Below are 19,172 nucleotides of genomic sequence, written 5' to 3' on the forward strand. Positions count from 1 at the left end.
CCCATTTCTTCGCGACCCAAGGAGCCCGCCATGTCCGTCAGCGATACCGACCTGATCCACGCCTGGAAGCAGGTACTGTCCCTTTCCCGGCTCGAGCCCGGCCAGATCGTCACCGTGCTGACCGGCGCAGACACGCACCCGCAGACCCTGCGCTGCGCCATCGCCGCCGCCAGCGACATGCAGGCCCGCGTCAACCGGCTCGACCTGCCGCCCGTCAACGCCGAGAAGTCGCTCAGCCGCGACTCGCTGGCCTACCTGGGCACCACGCCGCTGACCGGCAACCCGGCCGCCATCGCCGCACTCAAGGCCAGCGACCTGGTGCTGGACCTGATGACGCTGCTGTTCTCGCCCGAACAGCATGAAATCCTGCAGACCGGCACCAGGATCCTGCTGGCCATCGAACCGCCGGAAGTGCTGTGCCGGCTGGTGCCCACCGAGGCGGACCGGGCCCGGGTGCAGGCCGCGGCCAAGCAGATCGAAGCAGCCAGCCAGATGCGCATCACGTCCCGCGCCGGCACCGACCTGGTGTGCCGCCTGGGCAGCTTTCCGGCGATCAGCGAATACGGCTTTGTCGACCAGTCTGGCCGCTGGGACCACTGGCCCAGCGGCTTCGTGCTGACCTGGCCCGACGAAGGCGCAAGCCAGGGCCGCGTCGTGCTCGACCGCGGCGACATCCTGCTGCCCATGAAGGACTACGTCACCGACCCCATCACGCTCACCATCGAAAACGGCTACGTGGTCCGCATCGAAGGCGGCCTGCAGGCCGACCTGCTCAAGGAATACATGGCGTCCTACGAGGACCCCGAGGCCTATGCGGTCTCGCACATCGGCTGGGGCCTGCAACCCCGCGCGCACTGGTCGATGCTGGCCCACTACAACAAAGAGACCCACATCGGCATGGATGCGCGCGCCTTCGAAGGCAACTTCCTGTGGTCCATGGGCCCCAACAACGAGGCCGGCGGCCACCGCACCACCGCCTGCCATATCGACATCCCGATGCGCCATTGCAGTGTCGCGCTCGATGGCCGCCCCGTCGTCATCGACGGCGTCGTCCAGGACGAAGCCGGCCTCGCGCGCGCCGCCCGCCGCAAGGAAACCCTATGACCTCCTCGACCCAGACCATCCCCGCCGACGGCGTAGCCGGTGACATCTCGGCCTATGCCCGCCAGGGCTTCGGCACGCCGTTGCCGCTGAAGGCGCCCTTCGGGCTGCTTATCATTGACTTCGTCAACGGGTTTGCCGACCCCGCCGTATTCGGTGGCGGCAACATTGCCCCGGCCATCGCCCAGACCCGCCACCTGCTGGCCCACGCACGCGAACAAGGCTGGCCGGTGGCGCACAGCCGCATCGTGTTTTCGGATGACGACGCCGACAGCAACATCTTCTGCCTGAAAGTGCCCGGCATGCTCACGCTCAAGGAAGACAGCCCCCACAGCGCCATCGTGCCCGAGCTGACGCCTGCCGCCGGCGAATACGTGGTGCGCAAGAGCACGCCTTCCGCGTTCTTCGGCACCATGCTGGCGCCGTGGCTGGCCCAGCGCGGCGTGCAGACCCTGCTGGTCGCCGGCTGCGTCACGAGCGGCTGCGTCCGCGCCAGCGTGGTCGACGCCATGCAGTCCGGATTCCGGCCGCTGGTCGTGTCCGACTGCTGCGGCGACCGCGCCCTGGGCCCGCACGAAAGCAATCTGTTCGACATGGCGCAGAAATACGCCGCGGTCATGCCGCTGGCCCAGGCCCTGGCCGACACGCGCGCCGTGGCGGGTTGACCCCGATTCTGGCGCCCGCAATTGTCGGCATAATCAGCCCCTGGCCCGGAACGTCGCCGCCCCATGAACCTGCCCCAGCCCCACGCGCTGCACGCCGCCTTGCTCGACCATCCCGAGGCATTGCTGGTCGTGCGCCAGCCCTCGGCCCCGCCCAAGCCCGCCCCCGGGCAACCGGGGACGGCCTCCGACTACGTCCAGGCCACGCCCGAGATCTTCGTGGCCCTGGTCGCCCAGGAAGCGCCGCCGGGCTGGCGCGCCGCCGCCTTCAACGGCCATGTGGACCTGGGCACGGGCATACGCACGTCGCTGGCCCAGATCGTGGCCGAAGAACTGGAGGTGCCGCTTGAGCAACTGGATATGGTGCTGGGGCACACCAGCGCCGTCCCCAATCAGGGCCCGACCATCGCCAGCGCCAGCATCCAGATATCCGCCGTGCCGCTGCGCCGCGCCGCGGCCCAGGCGCGTGAACATCTGCTGACGCGCGCGGCCAGGCATTGGGGCGTCAGCGCCGATGTGCTGCGCGTGCGCGACGGCGTCGTGCACTTCGCGAACGGCAACGACCCGCGCACGCTGCCCTACGGCGCATTGCTGCGCGGCCAGCACGTCCGGCTGGAACTGGCCGCGCCCGACCAGCCCGTCAAGCTCAAACCCGCCGCCGAATACCGCCTCGTCGGCCAGGGGGCTGCCCGCGTGGACATCCCCGCCAAGGCCACCGGCGAACTCAGCTTCGTGCACGACGTGCGCGTGCCGGGCATGCGCCACGGCCGGGTCATCCGCCCGCCACATCCGGGCCGCGACGCGGGCGACTTCATCGGCCATTGCCTCATCGACGTAGACCGCGACTCGGTCGCCCACCTGCCCGGCCACGTCCACGTGGTGGTGCAGGGCGATTTTGTCGGCGTGGTGGCCGACCGCGAAGAACAGGCCATCGCTGCCATGCGTGCGCTGAAGGTCCGTTGGCACCCCGTGCCGCCCGCCCCCGACCTGAGCGACCTGTCACGGGCCATCCGCGCCAACCCGGCCCGCGCCCGCGTGCTGATCGACGACGCGGGCCTGGACGACGCCTGTGCCGACGCGGCCCGGCATCTTCAACGCACCTACGTCTGGCCGTACCAGATGCATGCGTCCATCGGCCCGTCGTGCGCCGTGGCCGACTGCCGCGAGGGCCGGCTGACGGTCTGGGCCGGCACCCAGAACCCGCACATGCTGCGCACCGACCTGGACCGCCTGGTGAAACTGGGCGAAGGCAACATCGATATCGTCCGCCTGGAAGCCGCCGGCTGCTACGGCCGCAACTGCGCCGACGACGTCTGCGCGGACGCGGCCCTGCTGGCCATCGCAACGGGCACGCCGGTACGCGTGCAACTGACCCGCGAACAGGAACACCAGTGGGAACCCAAGGGCACGGGCCAGCTCATGGACGTGACCGCCGCCATCGATGCCGATGGCAATCTGCTCACCTACGATTTCGGCGTGCGCTACCCGTCCAACGACGCCCCGCTGCTCGCGCTGCTGCTGACCGGCGGCGTGTCCGGCGAACCGCGCACCCTGGAAATGGGCGACCGCACCGCCGCCCCGCCCTACCGCTACGCGCATCGGCGCATCGTCTGCCACGACATGGCGCCGATCATGCGCGCGTCCTGGCTGCGCGGCGTGTCCGCGCTGCCGAACTCGTTTGCGCACGACGGCATGATCGACGAACTGGCCCACGCGGCTGGCGAAGATCCCGTCGACTACCGCACCCGCCACCTGGACGACCGCCGCGCCGTCGAGCTCATCGAGGCCACCGCCGCCCGCGCCGGCTGGCGCCGCCTGTCGCCCGGCAGCCGCGGCCAGCCTGGCGCCGACGGCTTGCTGCATGGCCGCGGCGTGGCCTACGCCCGCTATGTACACAGCAAGTTTCCCGGCTTCGGCGCCGCCTGGGCCGCCTGGGTCATCGACCTCAGCGTGCACCCCGACAGCGGCCGCATCCGCATCGACCGTCTCGTCGTCGGCCAGGACACCGGCATGGTGGTCAACCCCGCCGGCGTGCGCCACCAGATCCACGGCAACATCAACCAGACGCTCAGCCGGTGCCTGCTGGAAAAGGTCGATTTCAACGACGCCGGCGTGGCCAGCCGCGAATGGGGCGGCTATCCGATCATCGGTTTCAAGGACCTGCCGCCCATCGACGTGCTGCTGATGCCGCGCCAGGACGAGCCGCCGATGGGCGCCGGCGAATCCGCCTCGGTCCCGGGGCCCGCCGCCATCGCCAACGCGCTGTTCGACGCCACCGGCCGGCGCTTCTATGCCGCCCCCTTCACGCCCGACGCCGTGCGCGCCGTGCTCACCGCGTGAGACGACGATGCGCGACAGATGGGCGGCCGGCGGCTGCCGGGCTCAGCGCCGGATCGCATCCTCGATGAACGCAGCCAGATCGCCGTTGAAGCGATCCGGCTCTTCGAGAAACGGCGCATGGCCCGCGCCGTCGTACACGATGCCGCGCAGCCGCCGATTCAGGTGCTTGGCGCGTTCCATCGACGGCCCGGCCTGCACCAGCGCGTCACGCGCGCCATAAACCAATAGCAGCGGCTTGCGCATTTCTCCCAACCCCTCCCGGGCAGCGATCGACATCGACGGCACGGCGGCCACCATCTCGGACGATGCCAGCGCTGCGTTGGCGAGCAGGCGCTGAAACGTAACCGCCTCGGGCTCGGTCTGGAAGCACAGCGCCAGGAAGGCCCGCTCGGCGTCCAGCTGCGTCCTCAAGTCGGTCGACGCCAGGTCGCGATACACGTCGGGATGGGGCGCGATCTGCGTCGGCTCCAGCTCGATCACGCCCCCGACATAGACGGCGCCAGCAATACGCCCGTCGCCGTAGGCGGCCAGGTAATTCGTCACGACGGCCGCGCCCAACGACCAACCCACCAGCACCGGATCGCGCGCCCCCGATGCGGCCATCACCGCCGCCAGGTCGTCTGCCCAGCGGCGGCCATCGGTATAGGCCTCTGCCGCCACAGGCTTGCCCGATAAGCCGTGGCCGCGCAGGTCATACGTGATCAGGCGGTAGCGCTGCAGCCGCGCACTGGCCACCTGGGCATCCCAGCTGAGGCGACTGCCCAGCAAGCCGTGGACGAAGATCACGGGCGGACCGTCGGGGTTGCCGGATTCCTGCACCGCCAGCGTGACGCCGTCGGGTGCGGTGACGCGGTACTGCCTGCTCAGGGCGGGCGACGTCGCGACGGCGGGCTTGGCTTCGGCCTGCGTCGGCGCCGCATGGGCGCCGGCCGGCGCCAGGCCGGCCGCCGCGGCGACGGTCAAGGCCAATGCCGCCAGCGTGGGACGCAAACCATGAAATGAGGGGTGATGCAGCATCAAGGCTGACTCCTGGATTCCGTAAGGGGTTTCCAGTCTCGACCCTCACACCAGTGTTAGAGTCAAGCCACCTATTGCCACGTCGGGCGTCGCCCGCCCTGCCCGCCATGAAGTCCAAGCCAGCCCCCCAGCCAGACGCGACGTCACCGGCGATGTCGATCGGTGCGCTTGCCCGAGCGACCGGCGCCAGCCTGCGCTCGATCCGTCACTATGACGACCACGGCCTGCTGGCCTCGGCCCGCGCCGACAACGGCTATCGCACCTTTTCGGCCGTCGCGGTGACGCAGGTACGCCAGATCCAGCGCCTGATCGCCACCGGCTTCAGCCTGGCCGAGATCCGCGGCTTTCCAGATTGCATGCGCATGATCGACGGGGCCGCCGCCTGCTCCGAAACCTCGGCCGCCCAGCGCCAGCGCCTCGCGTCGGTCGAACGACAGATCGCCGAACTTGAACGGCGCCGCGCACGCCTGCGGCAAATGTTGGCAGAAGGCGCGTCGACGGCGCCAAAGTAGCCCTGGCCGCACGGCGATCCACAAGCCGTCCAAGGCGACGACCCGCCCGGCCAGTCACGCCTGCAAACGCGGCTCCTGCTGCACGCACGCCACCAGGAAATCCATCACCGCCTTGACCGACGGCGAACGCCGAAGATCCGGGTAGACGGTCAGCCAGATATCGCGCACCGGCGCCGCGCGGTCCACCGGCAGGCGCCGCAAGGCCGCATCGTCGTCGCCCACGATCGTCGGCAACACCACCGCCCCCACGCCGGCCCGGGCCGCCATCTGCTGCGCCGTCAGGTCGCTGGCCGTGAACACCACCGGCCGGTGCCGACGGATCTGGTGCAGCCAGGCCTGCTGCGGCAGATGGTCGACGCTTTCGTCATAGGCAATGAAGCGCCACTGTTCGGGCGGCAGCTCGCTCATCGCCGCGTTGGCGTACAGGCCGAATCGCACCGCGCCGATGCGCCGGCGCATCAACGCCGCCGCCTCGGGCCGCACCGTACGCAGGGCGATATCGGCCTCGCCCCGATCCAGCGCCACCAGCGACAGCGATGGCAGCAGCACGACATTGAGCTTGGGGTACGGCTCGCGCAGCGCGGCCATGCGCGGTGCAATGCAATGACTGGCCAGCGACGGCGGCGCACTCACCTTGACCGTGCCGGCCACCTCGATGGACGCCACGCGCGCCAACTGCCCGATGCCATGGCCGATGTCCTGCATGCCGCTGGCCAGCCGGGCCAGCGCCAGGCCATCCTCGGTCAATGGCCGGCTGCGAGGCAGGCGGTCCACCAGGCGCAGGCCCAGCGACTTTTCCAGCGCATCGATGCGCCGCCCGACCGTCGCATGCTCGACCTGCAATTCGCGGGCCGCCGCCGACAGCGAACCGGTGCGCGCCAGCACGGTGAAGCAATACAGGTCTTGCCAATCGAACATCGGGTTGTTTTCGAACGGATATGGTGAATTATTGGGGAATTTTCTAACCTTTCTGGCCCTTTTACCATGCGGTCAGTCCAGATTCTTCCCCGACTTCTCACAGCCGGTGCTTGCCCACCGCGACCCGACAGGCAACCTCAGGATCTTCTCAGCCATGAAAGCCCTCTTCATCGAAAGCTACGGCGGCCCCGACGTGGTGCAACTGCGCACCGACCTGCCCAGGCCCGCCGCCGCCCCCGGCCACGTCCTGGTCAAGGTTGCCTACGCCGGCATCAATTTCATGGACGTGCACACGCGCCAGGGCAAATACGCCACGTCGGTCACCTACCCCGTGCGCCTGCCCTGCACCTTGGGCATGGAAGGCGCAGGCGAGGTCGTCCAGGTCGCTGCGGACGTCACGCACCTGGCCCCGGGCGACCGCGTGGCCTGGTGCATCGCCTGGGGCAGCTATGCCGAATACGCCAGCGTGCCGGTGTCCAAAGTCGCCAAAATTCCCGATGCCATTCCTTTCGACCTGGCCGCCGCAGCGATCTTCCAGGGGGCCACCGCCCATTACCTGGTCGAAGACATCGCCCGGCTGCAACCCGGCAGCAGCTGCCTCATCCACGCCGCCTCGGGCAGCATCGGCCAACTGCTGGTGCAGATGGCCAAACGCCGCGGCGCCACGGTCTTCGTCACGGGCAGCACCGCGCAAAAATGCGCCATCGCCCTGCAACGCGGCGCCGACCACGCCTTGCCGTATGACAACGGCGGCTTTGCCGACCGCATCCGCGAGGCCACCGACGGCCAGGGCGTCGACGTCGTATTCGACTCGGTGGGCAAGGCCACCCTGCGCCACAGCCTGCGCGCCTGCCGCGCTCGCGGCCTGGTCATCAACTACGGCAACGTCTCGGGCTCGGTCACCGACCTGGACCCCATCGAACTCGGCGAAGCCGGCTCGCTCTTCCTGACCCGTCCGCGCCTGGCCGACCACTTGCAGGACGGCGCCACCGTGCAGCGCCGTGCAGACGCCGTCTTCGGCGCCATTCTGGAAGGCTCGCTGCACATCGACATCGAAGGCCGCTACGCCATGGACGATGTGCAACGGATCCATGCGCGGATCGAATCGCGCCAGCAGATCGGCAAGGCGGTCATGCGGATCGGCGCAGATTAGGCTACAACTGCGCGAACAAGGCGCCTGCCCCCTGCCGGCGCTGCATTCCTGCTCCCGACGGACCATGCCGTTTTCAAGCCAGCTTCTCGCAATAGCCCTCAGCGTCATGGCGTCTTCGGCCATGGCAGAAACGCCGTCGCCGGCTTCCGGTGCGCAAGCGCCTATCCGGATCCTTGCCCCGTCCGCGCCCTGCGACGTCACAACGGCCAGGCGCAGCGGCAAGGTCGAGGAAATCTACTGGACCAACGGCCCCTACCACGCACGCGTCAACACCGACGAGGTCGACCACTACGTCGACCTGGACGTGGTCATCAAGACGACCGGCTATCGGCCCGGGGACTGCATCGAAGCCACCATCCAGGCCAGCGATGGCCAGGACGTCGCCACGCAAGCCAGGGACATCGTGCTGCGCGGCCGGGTGAACGAAATCGGCTACGTCTTTTTCAAAGCGCCGATGCGCCGCTACACGGTGATCTTGAGATAACGGCCACCGCCACCGTCAACCTTCTGCGCCCGCGCCGCGAGCGCAGGGATCCGTGCGATTCAGGATTCTGACTGCGTGGCGCTCTCGTACACCAGAATCGCCGCGGCCAGATCCTCCAGCGCGGTACCGACGGCTTTGAAGACCGTGCGGCCCGATGAATCCCCGCGGCCTGCAATTCTCCCGTTGGCCAGATCCGCCAAATCTCCGGCGATATCGTCCCGAGAAAAGACGCCCCGCGACATCGGACCGAGCAGCTCACCACTCTTTTGCAGCGCCTCTTGCGTATCGACGAACAGGCGCGCATGGCTGAAGCACGCATCGTCAGCTTCTCGCATCTGTGGCGTGAAACTGCCGATGAGATCAAGGTGGCTGCATGCACGCAGCGCCGAGCCCTGGATGAGCGGTTCGGTGGCGAGCGTCGCGCAACTGACAATATCGGCCTCACGAACCGCACCGGCCAGATCAGGCGCAACGCTTGCGTCAATGTCCTGGGCTCGCAGCGTTTCGGCAAGGGCTCTGGCCGCCTGGACATTCCGGTCCCATACCTGGACCTTCTCGATAGGCCGGACCGCTCGATACGCTTCGGGAATGAGGCTACCCACGCGCCCGCAGCCGACCACCAGCAAATGGCTTGCCGTCGCCGGAGCCAGGTAGGACGCGGCGAGCGCGGACGCTGCGGCGGTGCGACGCGATGTGATTTCGTTGCCGTCAATCAGGGCCAGCGGCTCTCCCGTCCTGGCGTCATAGAGAACATAGGTTGAGTACAGGCCAGGCAGGCCGCGGGCGGCATTGGCGGGATAGATGTTGACGGTCTTGATTCCCAAATACCGGTCACGCTGCCACGCCGGCATGATCAGCACCGTCATGGGAGACGCCTCGGGCGTCTCGTGCAGGGCGTGCACATGCCGCAAGGGCACCTCGCATCCAGAGATGAACATGGCTTCGAGCGCCGGAATGAGACGCTCGAAAGGCAGCGCCCGCTGCGTATCCGCAGCATTGATGATTTTCATGACTAGTCCTTTTCAGCCTGGAATGGAAACTTGCATCGGGTCATGCATCCAGCACGACGTCCTCGACAGGGATGGCCTGACAGGCCAGACAAATGCCCGGATCATCGGGCTCGCTGCCATGCAGATGGCGCACCTTGCCGGACACCAACCGCACCGCGCAGCTTTCGCATTGCCCGACCCGGCAGCCGCTCGCCATCTGCACGCCCAGGGATTCCGCAAACGTCAGCAACGTGCCTTGCCTGGCCGTCCATTTCACTGAATCCCGCCCCGAACGGGAAAAGCGCACGTTGAAGGCTTCGTTGCCCGAGGGCGGCGTGGACGGAGAGCGGAACAGCTCGCTGAACATGTCGAAACGCGGAACGCCGCGCGCCACGAGTCCGTTGGTCACGGCCTCCATCATCGCGGGCGGTCCACACAGGTAAACGCGAGCCCGTCGTGCGATCAGCGCCTCGTCAACGACGCTTGCATCGACGTAGCGCTTGGCCGTGAAATCGACGCCTTCCCGATCGCCTGGAAGCGGCGCTGCGTAATAGTCGTAGACGTGCAGCCGAGGCAATCGAGCACGGTGATGGGCAATACGCTCGCGAAACGCGTGTGTACCGCTGTTCTGGTTCGCGTAGTAGAGCCAGATGTCCGGCCCGTCCGCGCCATCCGGCAACGACTCGAGCAGGCTCAAGAACGGCGTAATGCCTATGCCGCCGGCAAACAGCAAAAGCGGCTGCGGCGATTGGCGCGGAAGGACCCAACCTCCTGAGGGAGATCGCAGCGACACGACATCACCCACGCGCAGCCTGCGGTGCAAGAAGCCTGACATGCGCCCTTCAAAGGGCGTGCCATCGGCTGACTGCCCTTTTTGATGGCGTACCGCGATGCTGTAACGGCGCCGATGCGGCACGACGGCCGGGCCCGTCAGCGAGTACGCACGCGAGATCGGGATGCCGTCCCCTCCGTCCAGTTTCATCTCGATATGCTGTCCCGGGCGGTAGTCGGGCAATTCGACGTCATCCAGGGGTTCAAAGTGGATACCCAGCACGCCGTCGGCTTCCCGACACAGTTCGCTGACGCGAAAATCGCGATAGCCCGGCCACTTTCGCTGGCGCACCTCGATGAGCGGGTCTAACTCGACGTCGCAGAGAAACGAGCGCAACGGCGAGGATCCACTGACCGGGTCGTGGTGATCCGCGCTGATCAAGCTATTGAAATTGCTGTTGGCCAAGCCCGCGATCGACAGGCCATCGCGATCGAGTTCCGGGCAACCTTGCCACCACCCGAACTCCGCCACGACGACACCATCAGCCAGTTGGGGAGTTATGCGGGCGACGAACCGGGCCTGCCCAACCCGCGTGCGGATGCGTATCCAATCCCCATCCAGAATGCCTTTTTCCTTGGCAAGCACGGGACTGAGTTCGGCAATGGGATCCGGCGCCCTTTTGCGCAGCGAGGTCAGGCTGCGATGCTGGCTGTGGCAATAGAAGCCGTTCTTGGCCGAGCTCAACACATAAGGAAAGCGGCCCTGGCGCGTCGCGTTCGGATCGCATGGCGTATCGGCGGGCTCTACAAATGCAGCCAATGGCGGCTGGCGGTGCCGAAGCAGGTTTTCCGAATAAAGCTCGACGCGCCGCGTGGGCGTTGCGAACCCACGAACGCCAGTGGCTGTCGGGCACGCATACTTCCTTTCGCCCGCATCGACCGGGCAGGCGATGCCCTCCGGGCGTCGACGCAACTGTGCCACCGAGAGTCCGGTGGGTTCCAGGATGTGGTTCCACCCTGCTTCCAGGCTGCCGCCGAAGAATTCGTCACCCAAGCCGAGCCGACATGCGAGATCGAACACGATGTCGTTGTCCGAGCGAGATTGCCCGCGCGGCGGCACCATTTGCTGGCGCAACTGGACCCATCCCGCAGCCCGGTCGCTGATCTCGAAGCCGACTCGCAGCCCCTCGCGCTCCCAGGGGGTGTTGACGGGCAGAAAAATATCCGCGTACCTGGCCGCCGGGGTCTCGAACAGGTCGCAATGCACGTGAAACTCAAGCTCGGCAAGCGCCCGGTGCGCCTGCGAGGTATCCGCCTGCGACACCGGCAGGTTCGTACCAAACGCCACCATGGCGCGCACCTTGTACGGCTGTCCTTCCAGAATCGCCCGGTAAGTGTCGCGCGCCGTCACCCAGCCATGGGCCGGCGGGCCGATAGGCCGCTCATCAATGCCAAGCGCCTTCATCCTCTGCGCTTCACTCAGCAGGGAAAGCGCGTTTACCGCGTTGAAGGGCGGCCCGATGCGCACGCGGTTGCCGCCAACACGGTCAAAACTGCCGGTCAGCGCGTACAGCGTGGCCACCGCGCGCTCCGATTGCGTGGCATTGGCGTGTTGGCCGATGCCTGTCCAGGCGTGGTACGCGATGCGTCCGAGCGAACCGAAAAGCGCCGCTGCCGCGTGCAGCGAGGCCGCGGGCACGCCGGTAATGCTCTCGACTTCCCTCGGCCCGTAATGGGCACTGGCCTGGGCAAGCAATTCAAACGCAGGATGGCAGACCAGCCCCGCGACGCCGCACACATCGACAGTCACCGCGCCTCGCAAGCGAAAATCCGCGCTCTGCTGTGGCTGCGCAGCCTGCTCGGTGTCGTATGGACAGACGCAATGGCGTGCGTCGTTCCATACCAGGAAGCGGTTGCGCACCGCATCAGGCCAGACATCCTGCTCGCGCAGGAACTGCCCGGTGTCGCTGCGCACCAGCAGCGGGCCGTTCGTCCAATCGCGCACGAACGCCTCGTCGTACCGGCCTTGCGCGATCAGCAGGTGGACCAGGCCCAACGCCACTGCCGCATCCGTGCCCGGACGTACCGGCAGCCAAACATCGGCCTGGCGGGCGAGCGCCGTCGGCCGGGGATCGACCACGACCATCTTTGCGCCACGCATGCGGCCCTTGCCAATGGCCGATGCCTGCGCGAGCCACGTGTTCGCAGGGTTATGCCCCCACAGGACGATGAGGTCGGCCTCGGCGTAATCGGCAGGCGGCATGCCACAGCCGAAGGTGAACGCATGCGCGTAGTCCTTGTGCCAATTGCAGACCTCCGTCGCGTAACAGATATTGGGGCTGCCAAACAGGCGAACGAAGCGCTCGATCCAGTCGATGCTGTCGCTCAGCGGCGTGCCGCTGGGCGTCGTGACGGAGAACACGACCGACTCCGCGCCGCTTTCAGCGCGAATGCTGCCAAGCCGCCGCGCCGTCTCCGCCAGCGCCTCTTCCCAACTGATGCGCACCCAGCCCGGATCGGGACTTCCTTTCGGATTGGTGCGACGCAAAGGGTATTGCAGGCGGTGGGGGCTGTGCACCAGCTCAGGCGCTGATTTTCCCTTCATGCACATCGCTTCGCCCGTCGGATGCGACGGATCCGGGCGAACGGAAATCAACATGTCTCCGCGCACCTCGTTGACCGTACCGCATCGCGAACGGCAAAGCGTGCAATACCCCTGCTTGGATTCTGTCGGCATCACGATCAAGCGTGCTCGTCGAGGGTCAGGGCATGACCGGAGGAACGTAGTCGAGCGTACGCCCCAGGAACCAGAGCATGAAGAGCACGAGCGGCGCGTGGACCAGCAATTGCAGGAACGTAAAGCCCACGATGTCGCGTGCTTTCAGCGCCAGGACGCCAAGCAGCGGCAGCATCCAGAAGGGATTGATCAGGTTCGGAAGCGCTTCCGCGGCGTTATAGACCTGCACTGCCCAACCCAGGTGCACCTTGAGCGCGTTGGCGGCCTGCATGACGTAAGGCGCCTCGATGATCCACTTGCCGCCGCCCGACGGAATGAAGAAGCCCAGGACGGCGGAATACGCACCCATCATCACCGCGAAGGTGTCGGTGTTGGAGATGCTGACGAACAGGTGCGCGATGCGGTCCGACAACGCAATGCCATCATGCCCCTTGGCGGTCGTCAGCATTGCCGCGATGGCGCCGTACAAGGGGAATTGAATGATGACGCCCGCGGTGGAAGGCACCGCGCGCGTCACGGCATCGAGGAAATTCCGGGGACGCCAATGCAGCAACAAGCCGAGCAGCAGGAACAGCAGGTTGTACGTATTGAGCCCGGAAATGGCCACGAGCGGACTTTTTGCCATGAATTCCTGTGCCAACCAGCCAAATCCAAGCGCACACAGAAGAATCGTCAGCAAGGGGCTGCGCTCGAACCATTCACCGGGGCGACGCTTGGCCGGATCCTGGGCAGCCGGCTTGAACTCGGCAAGGTCCACACCCAGATCCTGGGCCGTGACGGCATTGGCACCGGTAGGCGCCGAAAAAAAGCAGATCGCCACCGACACGACGATCAGCACAGCGGCCATGACCATGGACTGCCAAAGAAAGATGGTCTGGCTGAACGGGATCACGCCGGTGATATCCAGGATGCTCTTTGGCAGGCTGCCTGGGTTGGCCTGCAACTGGGCGGCAGACGAACTCAAGCCCAACGCCCAGGTTGCGCCCAGGCCAAGGTACGCCGCGGCGCCAGCGGCCCGATAATCCACCCGCAGGTCGGCACGGCGGGCCAAGGCTCGGGCATAGAGCGCGCTGAAGATCAGCGAGACGCCCCAGTTGAAAAGCGACAGGATCATGCTGATCAGCGCCACATACGCAATCCCCTGCCTGCCGGACCTGGGCACCGCGGCCAATCGCTGGATAAGGCGAGCGGCAGGCGGCGACGTCGCCACAACGTAACCGCCAATGGCAACGACCGCCATCTGCATCGTAAAGACGATCAAACTCCAGAACCCATCGCCAAACGCCTTGGCCACGGCTTGGGGGGTCGACCCATTGGCCATTGCCGCGCCCGCGACGACGATCACGGCGATGGCAGCGAAGACAAAGGCGTCGGGAAACCAGCGTTCCGCCCACGCAGTGAAACGCAGGCCAAGGCGGCTGAGCAGGCCCGTGCTGCGTTCGATGTCAGGCGGCGTGCCGGGCGGTGCGTCGCCTGGCGCAGCAGGATGGGCAGGAATGCTCGATGACGATTGCATGGGAGTCTCCATTTCTCGGAAATGTTGGCGTTCCTCGAGACACATCCGACGACGCGCGAATGTGCATGCTATTGATCGTCACGCAGTATTCATAATTCTTTTATTGAATGCAGCAATATATAATTTATCTATGAAAGTCACGATCAAGCAGCTGGAACACTTTGTGGCGGCCGCCATGACCGGCCAGGTGTCCCGGGCAGCCCAACGCTGCTACGTCAGCCAACCGTCGCTCACGACGTCGTTGAAGAATCTTGAGGCCCTCCTGGGCGTTCCGCTCTTCACGCGGCACGCCGCGGGCTTGAGACTGACATTGCAGGGGGAAGGATTTCTGCGCCATGCGGAACACGTGCTCGCATCGCTGGAAACGGCCATCGCCGAGACCAAGGATTCGATCTCCTCGCTCGAAGGCCGCGTGAAACTGGCCATCACGGATACGGTGTCGGAGTACGTGCTGCCCAAGATCATCGGGGCGATGCGCCGGCAACTGCCGCTCGTCTCGTTTGAACCCGTTGAACGCAACCGCCTTCAAATTGAAAACGGCATACGCAACGGGTCGTTCGACCTGGCCGTCGTCCTCGTTTCAAACCTGACTCCCACAGCGGACTTTCACCAGGAAAAACTGCTGAAATCCGAGCGCCGGCTATGGACGTCGCTGGATCACCCCCTTGCCGGCCGCCCGTCGGTAGCGTTGTCCGAACTGGCAGACCAGCCGTTCATCCTGCTGGACATGGACGAGCATGTGGCAACCGTCAATCGCTACTGGGGCGCCAGCAAACTCAAGCCCAACGTCATATTCCGTACCAAGTCGATCGAAGCGGTGCGCAGCCTGGTCGCGCAGAATGTCGGCGTCACGATTCTTTCCGACCTCGTTTTCAGGCCGTGGTCCCACGACGGGGGAAGAATACGCAGGACGGTGATGGCAGGATCCGTTCCGTCGATGGACCTGGGTCTCGTCCATCGACGCGACGCCGACCTGTCCAAGGCCGCCAGCGCCTGTGCACGCGTCTTGCGGTTGCTGGCAAAAAGCCTGCTGCGAGAATCGCATCTGCAGGTCGACGGCTCGTCCGACGCCGCGGCGGACTGATCCTGGCTCTTGGCTGCCCATTTTCCGCTCGCTTTTCTGCCGGCTTTTCTGCGCATCCTTTCCTGCGCATCATCAAGGCCCATCGTCAGGGCGAGCCGAGCCGGCGCGCGCCACGCCAGCCACCGGTCTGCCCTGTGGGCCGCGCAAACGCAAAAAAGCCGGCCCGCTTTCGCGATACCGGCTTTCAGCTAAAAGTGTCGGGAAACACTTTCAAGAATTTGACCACATCAAGTGGTCGGGGCGAGAGGATTCGAACCTCGCGAAATCCTAACGTTTCCCTGGGAGACCTAGACAAATGTCAACACGAGGCGGTGGGCTTAATTGACACGACCTAAACCGTAGCACTTGAGAGCCTCCCTATCAAGCCCCACGGCAGTCACTGGACTCTCGGATTCGTGATGTCGCAATCAAGGCGATCACTACTAGGCCAGAAGTTCCTCAAATGTAGGTCTCTTACAAGACGGCGCACTACTCGGGCTTAGGCCTTGGAAGCCGACGCTTTAGGCGCGGCGTTAATTAGAACAATATCCTTTGACTTATCCAACTTGAGCCGCCCAAGGATAATCTGGACTTTTTTAAACTCCGCCTCTTTAAAGTAAAGAATAACCTTAATTGGAGGATGAGTCGCCCTAGACGCATCAGCGTATATTTCCGCCTGATTCTGAAGATTTTTCTCTAGCTGAGAATTTTTTGCAAGCTTGAATTCAATAACAGATTTATCTCCGCTTCCATAGGAAACAAGAAAATCAGACGGTCCGCGCCCATTATTTACCTCAGCATCAGCACTAAAATCAGATGCAAACCATGTCAACTTAAACATAATTTGCAAATCACTTTCTCTAGATATAGGTTTTCCGCTCAAATAAAATATTCTATAACCATCCTGCTTTTCAATAACATGCTTCAGGAACTGCACTCGCTTCATCCCTTCGGCGTAGCTGTTAGTGCCGGTCTCGTAGAACTTGGTTTTGTCTACAAGGTCAATCAACCTCTGCAATTGCGCTACGAAAATCTGCTGCGCAGCCTGCACCTTCTCCGCACTCGTGGCTGCGGCCTCATCTCCCGATTTTTCCTGCATTTTTACGTACAGGTTCAACAAATCTGGGTATTTACTAACCACCTTTTCAATAGCTTCCTCGCGCTGCCGCTTATTGGCCTCAATAGGAAGTTTTGAAGCAAAGTAGTTCTCCATCTGCAAGCGCAGGCTGGTATTCCCTACTGATTGCAGTACAGCAGAAAAATCTTCGACAAAGCCGTTATGTGATATCCAGGCGTCATCTTTAGTCAATATATCCAATGGGGTCAGCAAGACGAAATCTGAACCGAATTTCGGTAGAACAAATTGCTTGGCCGACCAAGATTGGGTTTCGTAATTGAACTTAACTTTACTTATATTGAATTTCTTCAGCTTTGATGGATCTATATTTTTTAAAGCAAACTTCTCAGTGAACTCAGCCAGATAACCTTTTATAAGGTTGCACGTGAAATCACTTATATTATCCTTTCCGACCCCACTCTTAATAAGAGTCAACTTGCCAAGATGCGTATGAGTCTTAGTTTCTTCACCAAAATCTGAAAATACTGATGTGAAGTTTTTTTTCAACGACTCTGCAAACTTTGCCCCCAGTCCACGACCACCGTTTCCGCTTTTACTGAAACCCATCCAGTTTTGCTTGACTTCAGGGAAATGGAACCACGCCTGGACCAGCCCAGCAGGAAGCTTCTTCGCAGACTGTTCTTTCAAGAACAGCATGTAGCGAATCATCTCATCATGAAGCTCTTGATATTTTTGATTATCGCTATTGAAAAGCAAAAATGGATCAATGAATAACGGAAGATCGTTGATCAGCGATATATCGAAAGCGCCGTAATCCTCGACAACCTTTGGGTCAACATCGAAGAACTGCGAAAAATATATTCTGAAACGCCTTCTCTTCATCATGAGCGCACCCCGGTGACGTGTTCGGAAAACATCTATGGAAAGTCAAGCCGTTACGTTATACAACAATTTTGTAGGACTAAGTAACGCCTCTTTGATGTTGTGCTGCCATCGTAAGCTCCCCCTTCAGGTAGACACCAACCGGTAGAATTTCGGAGCCTCCCTGAGTTGGAGATTTCCTTGAAGAAAAGCAGATTTACCGAGAGCCAGATCGTTGCTGTGCTGAAGGAAGGCGAAGCCGGCATGCCCGTTGCCGAGCTGTGCCGTAAACATGGCATCAGCAACGCCACGTATTACCTTTGGAAGAGCAAGTTCTCCGGCGTGCAAATTTCCGAGTTGCAGAGGCTGCGCGAACTGGAAGCTGAAAACGCCAAGCTCAAACGCATGTTTGCCGACTTGGCGCTGGAGAATGCAGCGATCAAGGATGTCTTGAATCGAAAATCCTGACGCCGTCGGCCAGGCGCGAAGTGGTGGATCGGTTGGTACAAGCCAAGCTCTCCATCACACGCGCTTGTCAGATTGCCGGCCTATCGCGGGCGGCGTACTACAAGAGGCCAGTGCCGGCATCTGAGCGGGCTGCCCAAGTCATTGACGCTCTCAATGCCATTGTGACCCGGCACGGACGTTGGGGATTCTGGAAGTGTTTCACCCGGCTGCGGCTCGACGGTCGCGGCTGGAACAAAAAGCGCGTTCATCGGGTGTACTGCGACATGGGTCTGAATTTGCCTCGGCGCTGCAAAACCCAGGCGGATAAGGTCGCGGTGAATCGGGACCCACCGGGCGGACTCATCAGTTTTAACAGTTCCGCCGGCACGAGCATGAATTTCATAGGCCCAAATGCCGTCTCTGTTCTGTAGGTCGGCAGCCTCTAGCTGGGCTAATTCGCCGATTCGTGCCCCTGAGTAAAGTTGCATCACGAGCAGGAAATACCCGGCGGACGCTTGGGTCGCCCGAAGCGTAGGGAACTTTGCAGGGTCTTCGGTAAATAGGTGGGACCCAAATATGGTCCGCAGTTCCCCGCCGGTCCACGCTACGCGCTTTTCCGCCCCTTTCACCGCAAAGGATAGGTCGAACGGGATAGCCGTCAGCTTACCCACCTTGACGGCCACATTTACGAGAGCGTTGATAGCAGCGGTTTGGTTGGCTGCTGTGCTATCGCCAAAGCCCCGAGCCTTGCTATCCCGCAGGAAGGCCAGAAAGCTCCCACCTACGGCACGATCTAACTGACCCAAGGGGACAATGCCTACAGCCTCTTCAAACAGCTTCAGGGCGCGTTCCGTGCCCTGAATCGCGTTAGGCAAGCTTCCGCCGCATGCGGTTCAGTGCGCAATACGTCATCTGTTGCCAGCACCTGCCGCGCAACCGTCGCATTTACGAAGGAAATCAGATCGGGCGTGAGCGGAATCAGAGGCGGCGCGACCTTGGCTTGCTTGAGCGCCAAGCGGTCCGCGAACTCCTTGCGCACCTCCGCAATCTTGGAGTGCGCCAGAACAAGAGCTAAGGCGCGGTCGCTGGTGCCGAGCGATCCACGAAATGCGTCCGTAGCGGGCTTGCCGCTACAGCTAACGGGATACGTGTCACGGATGTTGTCGGGAATTCCGATGCGTAGGTGCCAAACGCCGCCACGCATCTTCAGGCCAGGGGGTAGCTTAGACATTGTGTGCTTTGTCATCTTTAAAATTGACACACCGCCTTGCCACAGTTCCAACAAAAAAGACCCAATGGCCATAGGGCTAAAGGGTCTTCCGTCGGGTTTGACCACATCAAGTGGTCGGGGCGAGAGGATTCGAACCTCCGACTCCTGCGTCCCGAACGCAGTACTCTACCAGGCTGAGCTACGCCCCGAGTCTTACTACTTACTACTTCGACTTCGTTGCGCTCAGTGCAACCAAATCATTTTTCGCTTTCCACCAAAGGGCTTGGGGGTTCCAAGATCCTCGGGTTTTGGT

At 63.2% G+C, this 19,172-nt stretch carries 14 protein-coding genes, 1 tRNA gene and 1 pseudogene; 8 read left to right on the plus strand and 8 right to left on the minus strand.

The window, feature by feature from the left end; all coding sequences use genetic code 11:
- Window positions 1–30 precede the first annotated feature (30 nt).
- The 3 genes from ACUDP5_RS27345 to ACUDP5_RS27355 all read left to right on the plus strand — a co-directional run bounded on the left by ACUDP5_RS27345 (window position 31) and on the right by ACUDP5_RS27355 (window position 4,103).
- A complete protein-coding gene (locus ACUDP5_RS27345) occupies window positions 31–1,104 on the plus strand; it encodes a 2,5-dihydroxypyridine 5,6-dioxygenase (protein WP_445657734.1) in 1,074 nt (357 codons plus the stop codon).
- Window positions 1,101–1,766: an isochorismatase family protein gene (locus ACUDP5_RS27350; RefSeq protein ID WP_263915147.1), complete on the plus strand. Its 666-nt coding sequence runs from the start codon at window positions 1,101–1,103 to the stop codon at window positions 1,764–1,766. The genes ACUDP5_RS27345 and ACUDP5_RS27350 overlap by 4 nt, the downstream gene beginning before the upstream one ends.
- A gap of 63 nt (window positions 1,767–1,829) precedes the next feature.
- The gene (locus ACUDP5_RS27355; protein ID WP_445657735.1) at window positions 1,830–4,103 is read left to right on the plus strand and encodes a molybdopterin cofactor-binding domain-containing protein; all 2,274 of its coding nucleotides are present in this window, start codon (window positions 1,830–1,832) and stop codon (window positions 4,101–4,103) included.
- 42 nt (window positions 4,104–4,145) lie between these two features.
- On the opposite strand, the gene ACUDP5_RS27360 is transcribed toward ACUDP5_RS27355, so the two are convergent.
- Window positions 4,146–5,120 carry an alpha/beta fold hydrolase gene (locus ACUDP5_RS27360; RefSeq protein ID WP_445657736.1) on the minus strand — a complete coding sequence of 325 codons (975 nt, stop codon included), beginning with the start codon at window positions 5,118–5,120 and terminating at the stop codon, window positions 4,146–4,148.
- Window positions 5,121–5,227: 107 nt separating this feature from the next.
- Between ACUDP5_RS27360 and ACUDP5_RS27365 the strand changes: the two genes are divergently transcribed.
- Window positions 5,228–5,632: a MerR family transcriptional regulator gene (locus tag ACUDP5_RS27365; protein ID WP_263915144.1), complete on the plus strand. Its 405-nt coding sequence runs from the start codon at window positions 5,228–5,230 to the stop codon at window positions 5,630–5,632.
- 54 nt (window positions 5,633–5,686) lie between these two features.
- On the opposite strand, the gene ACUDP5_RS27370 is transcribed toward ACUDP5_RS27365, so the two are convergent.
- Window positions 5,687–6,550, minus strand: coding sequence for a LysR family transcriptional regulator (locus ACUDP5_RS27370; protein ID WP_263915143.1), 864 nt, complete (start codon window positions 6,548–6,550; stop codon window positions 5,687–5,689).
- Between the two features lie 154 nt (window positions 6,551–6,704).
- On the opposite strand from ACUDP5_RS27370, the gene ACUDP5_RS27375 reads away from it, so the two are divergent.
- Window positions 6,705–7,703: a quinone oxidoreductase family protein gene (locus ACUDP5_RS27375; protein WP_445657737.1), complete on the plus strand. Its 999-nt coding sequence runs from the start codon at window positions 6,705–6,707 to the stop codon at window positions 7,701–7,703.
- 121 nt (window positions 7,704–7,824) lie between these two features.
- Window positions 7,825–8,187: a hypothetical protein gene (locus ACUDP5_RS27380; RefSeq protein WP_263915141.1), complete on the plus strand. Its 363-nt coding sequence runs from the start codon at window positions 7,825–7,827 to the stop codon at window positions 8,185–8,187.
- Between the two features lie 59 nt (window positions 8,188–8,246).
- On the opposite strand, the gene ACUDP5_RS27385 is transcribed toward ACUDP5_RS27380, so the two are convergent.
- From ACUDP5_RS27385 to ACUDP5_RS27395, 3 genes are read right to left on the minus strand one after another with little or no spacing between them, the layout of a single operon-like run.
- Window positions 8,247–9,197, minus strand: coding sequence for an ornithine cyclodeaminase family protein (locus ACUDP5_RS27385; RefSeq protein ID WP_445657738.1), 951 nt, complete (start codon window positions 9,195–9,197; stop codon window positions 8,247–8,249).
- Between the two features lie 40 nt (window positions 9,198–9,237).
- Entirely contained in the window at window positions 9,238–12,684 is a 3,447-nt protein-coding gene (locus ACUDP5_RS27390; protein ID WP_445659221.1) for a molybdopterin-dependent oxidoreductase, read from the minus strand.
- Window positions 12,685–12,709: 25 nt separating this feature from the next.
- The gene (locus ACUDP5_RS27395) at window positions 12,710–14,200 is read right to left on the minus strand and encodes a short-chain fatty acid transporter (RefSeq protein ID WP_445657739.1); all 1,491 of its coding nucleotides are present in this window, start codon (window positions 14,198–14,200) and stop codon (window positions 12,710–12,712) included.
- A gap of 130 nt (window positions 14,201–14,330) precedes the next feature.
- Between ACUDP5_RS27395 and ACUDP5_RS27400 the strand changes: the two genes are divergently transcribed.
- Window positions 14,331–15,284, plus strand: a complete 954-nt coding sequence (locus ACUDP5_RS27400; protein ID WP_445657740.1) for a LysR family transcriptional regulator — start codon at window positions 14,331–14,333, stop codon at window positions 15,282–15,284.
- Between the two features lie 478 nt (window positions 15,285–15,762).
- On the opposite strand, the gene ACUDP5_RS27405 is transcribed toward ACUDP5_RS27400, so the two are convergent.
- Complete coding sequence (locus ACUDP5_RS27405) at window positions 15,763–17,226, minus strand: hypothetical protein (RefSeq protein ID WP_445657741.1); 1,464 nt, start codon at window positions 17,224–17,226, stop codon at window positions 15,763–15,765.
- A 177-nt stretch (window positions 17,227–17,403) separates the two neighbouring features.
- Between ACUDP5_RS27405 and ACUDP5_RS27410 the strand changes: the two are divergent.
- Window positions 17,404–17,963: pseudogene (locus tag ACUDP5_RS27410) on the plus strand (transposase); the annotation flags it as partial.
- A gap of 524 nt (window positions 17,964–18,487) precedes the next feature.
- Here the strand turns inward: ACUDP5_RS27410 and ACUDP5_RS27415 are convergent.
- Both ACUDP5_RS27415 and ACUDP5_RS27420 read right to left on the minus strand, forming a co-directional pair.
- A complete protein-coding gene (locus ACUDP5_RS27415) occupies window positions 18,488–18,880 on the minus strand; it encodes a DUF6538 domain-containing protein (RefSeq protein WP_445657742.1) in 393 nt (130 codons plus the stop codon).
- Window positions 18,881–18,991: 111 nt separating this feature from the next.
- Window positions 18,992–19,068, minus strand: a tRNA-Pro gene (locus ACUDP5_RS27420).
- Window positions 19,069–19,172: the final 104 nt, after the last annotated feature.

It is taken from the genome of Achromobacter sp. NCFB-sbj8-Ac1-l (genome assembly GCF_052695805.1).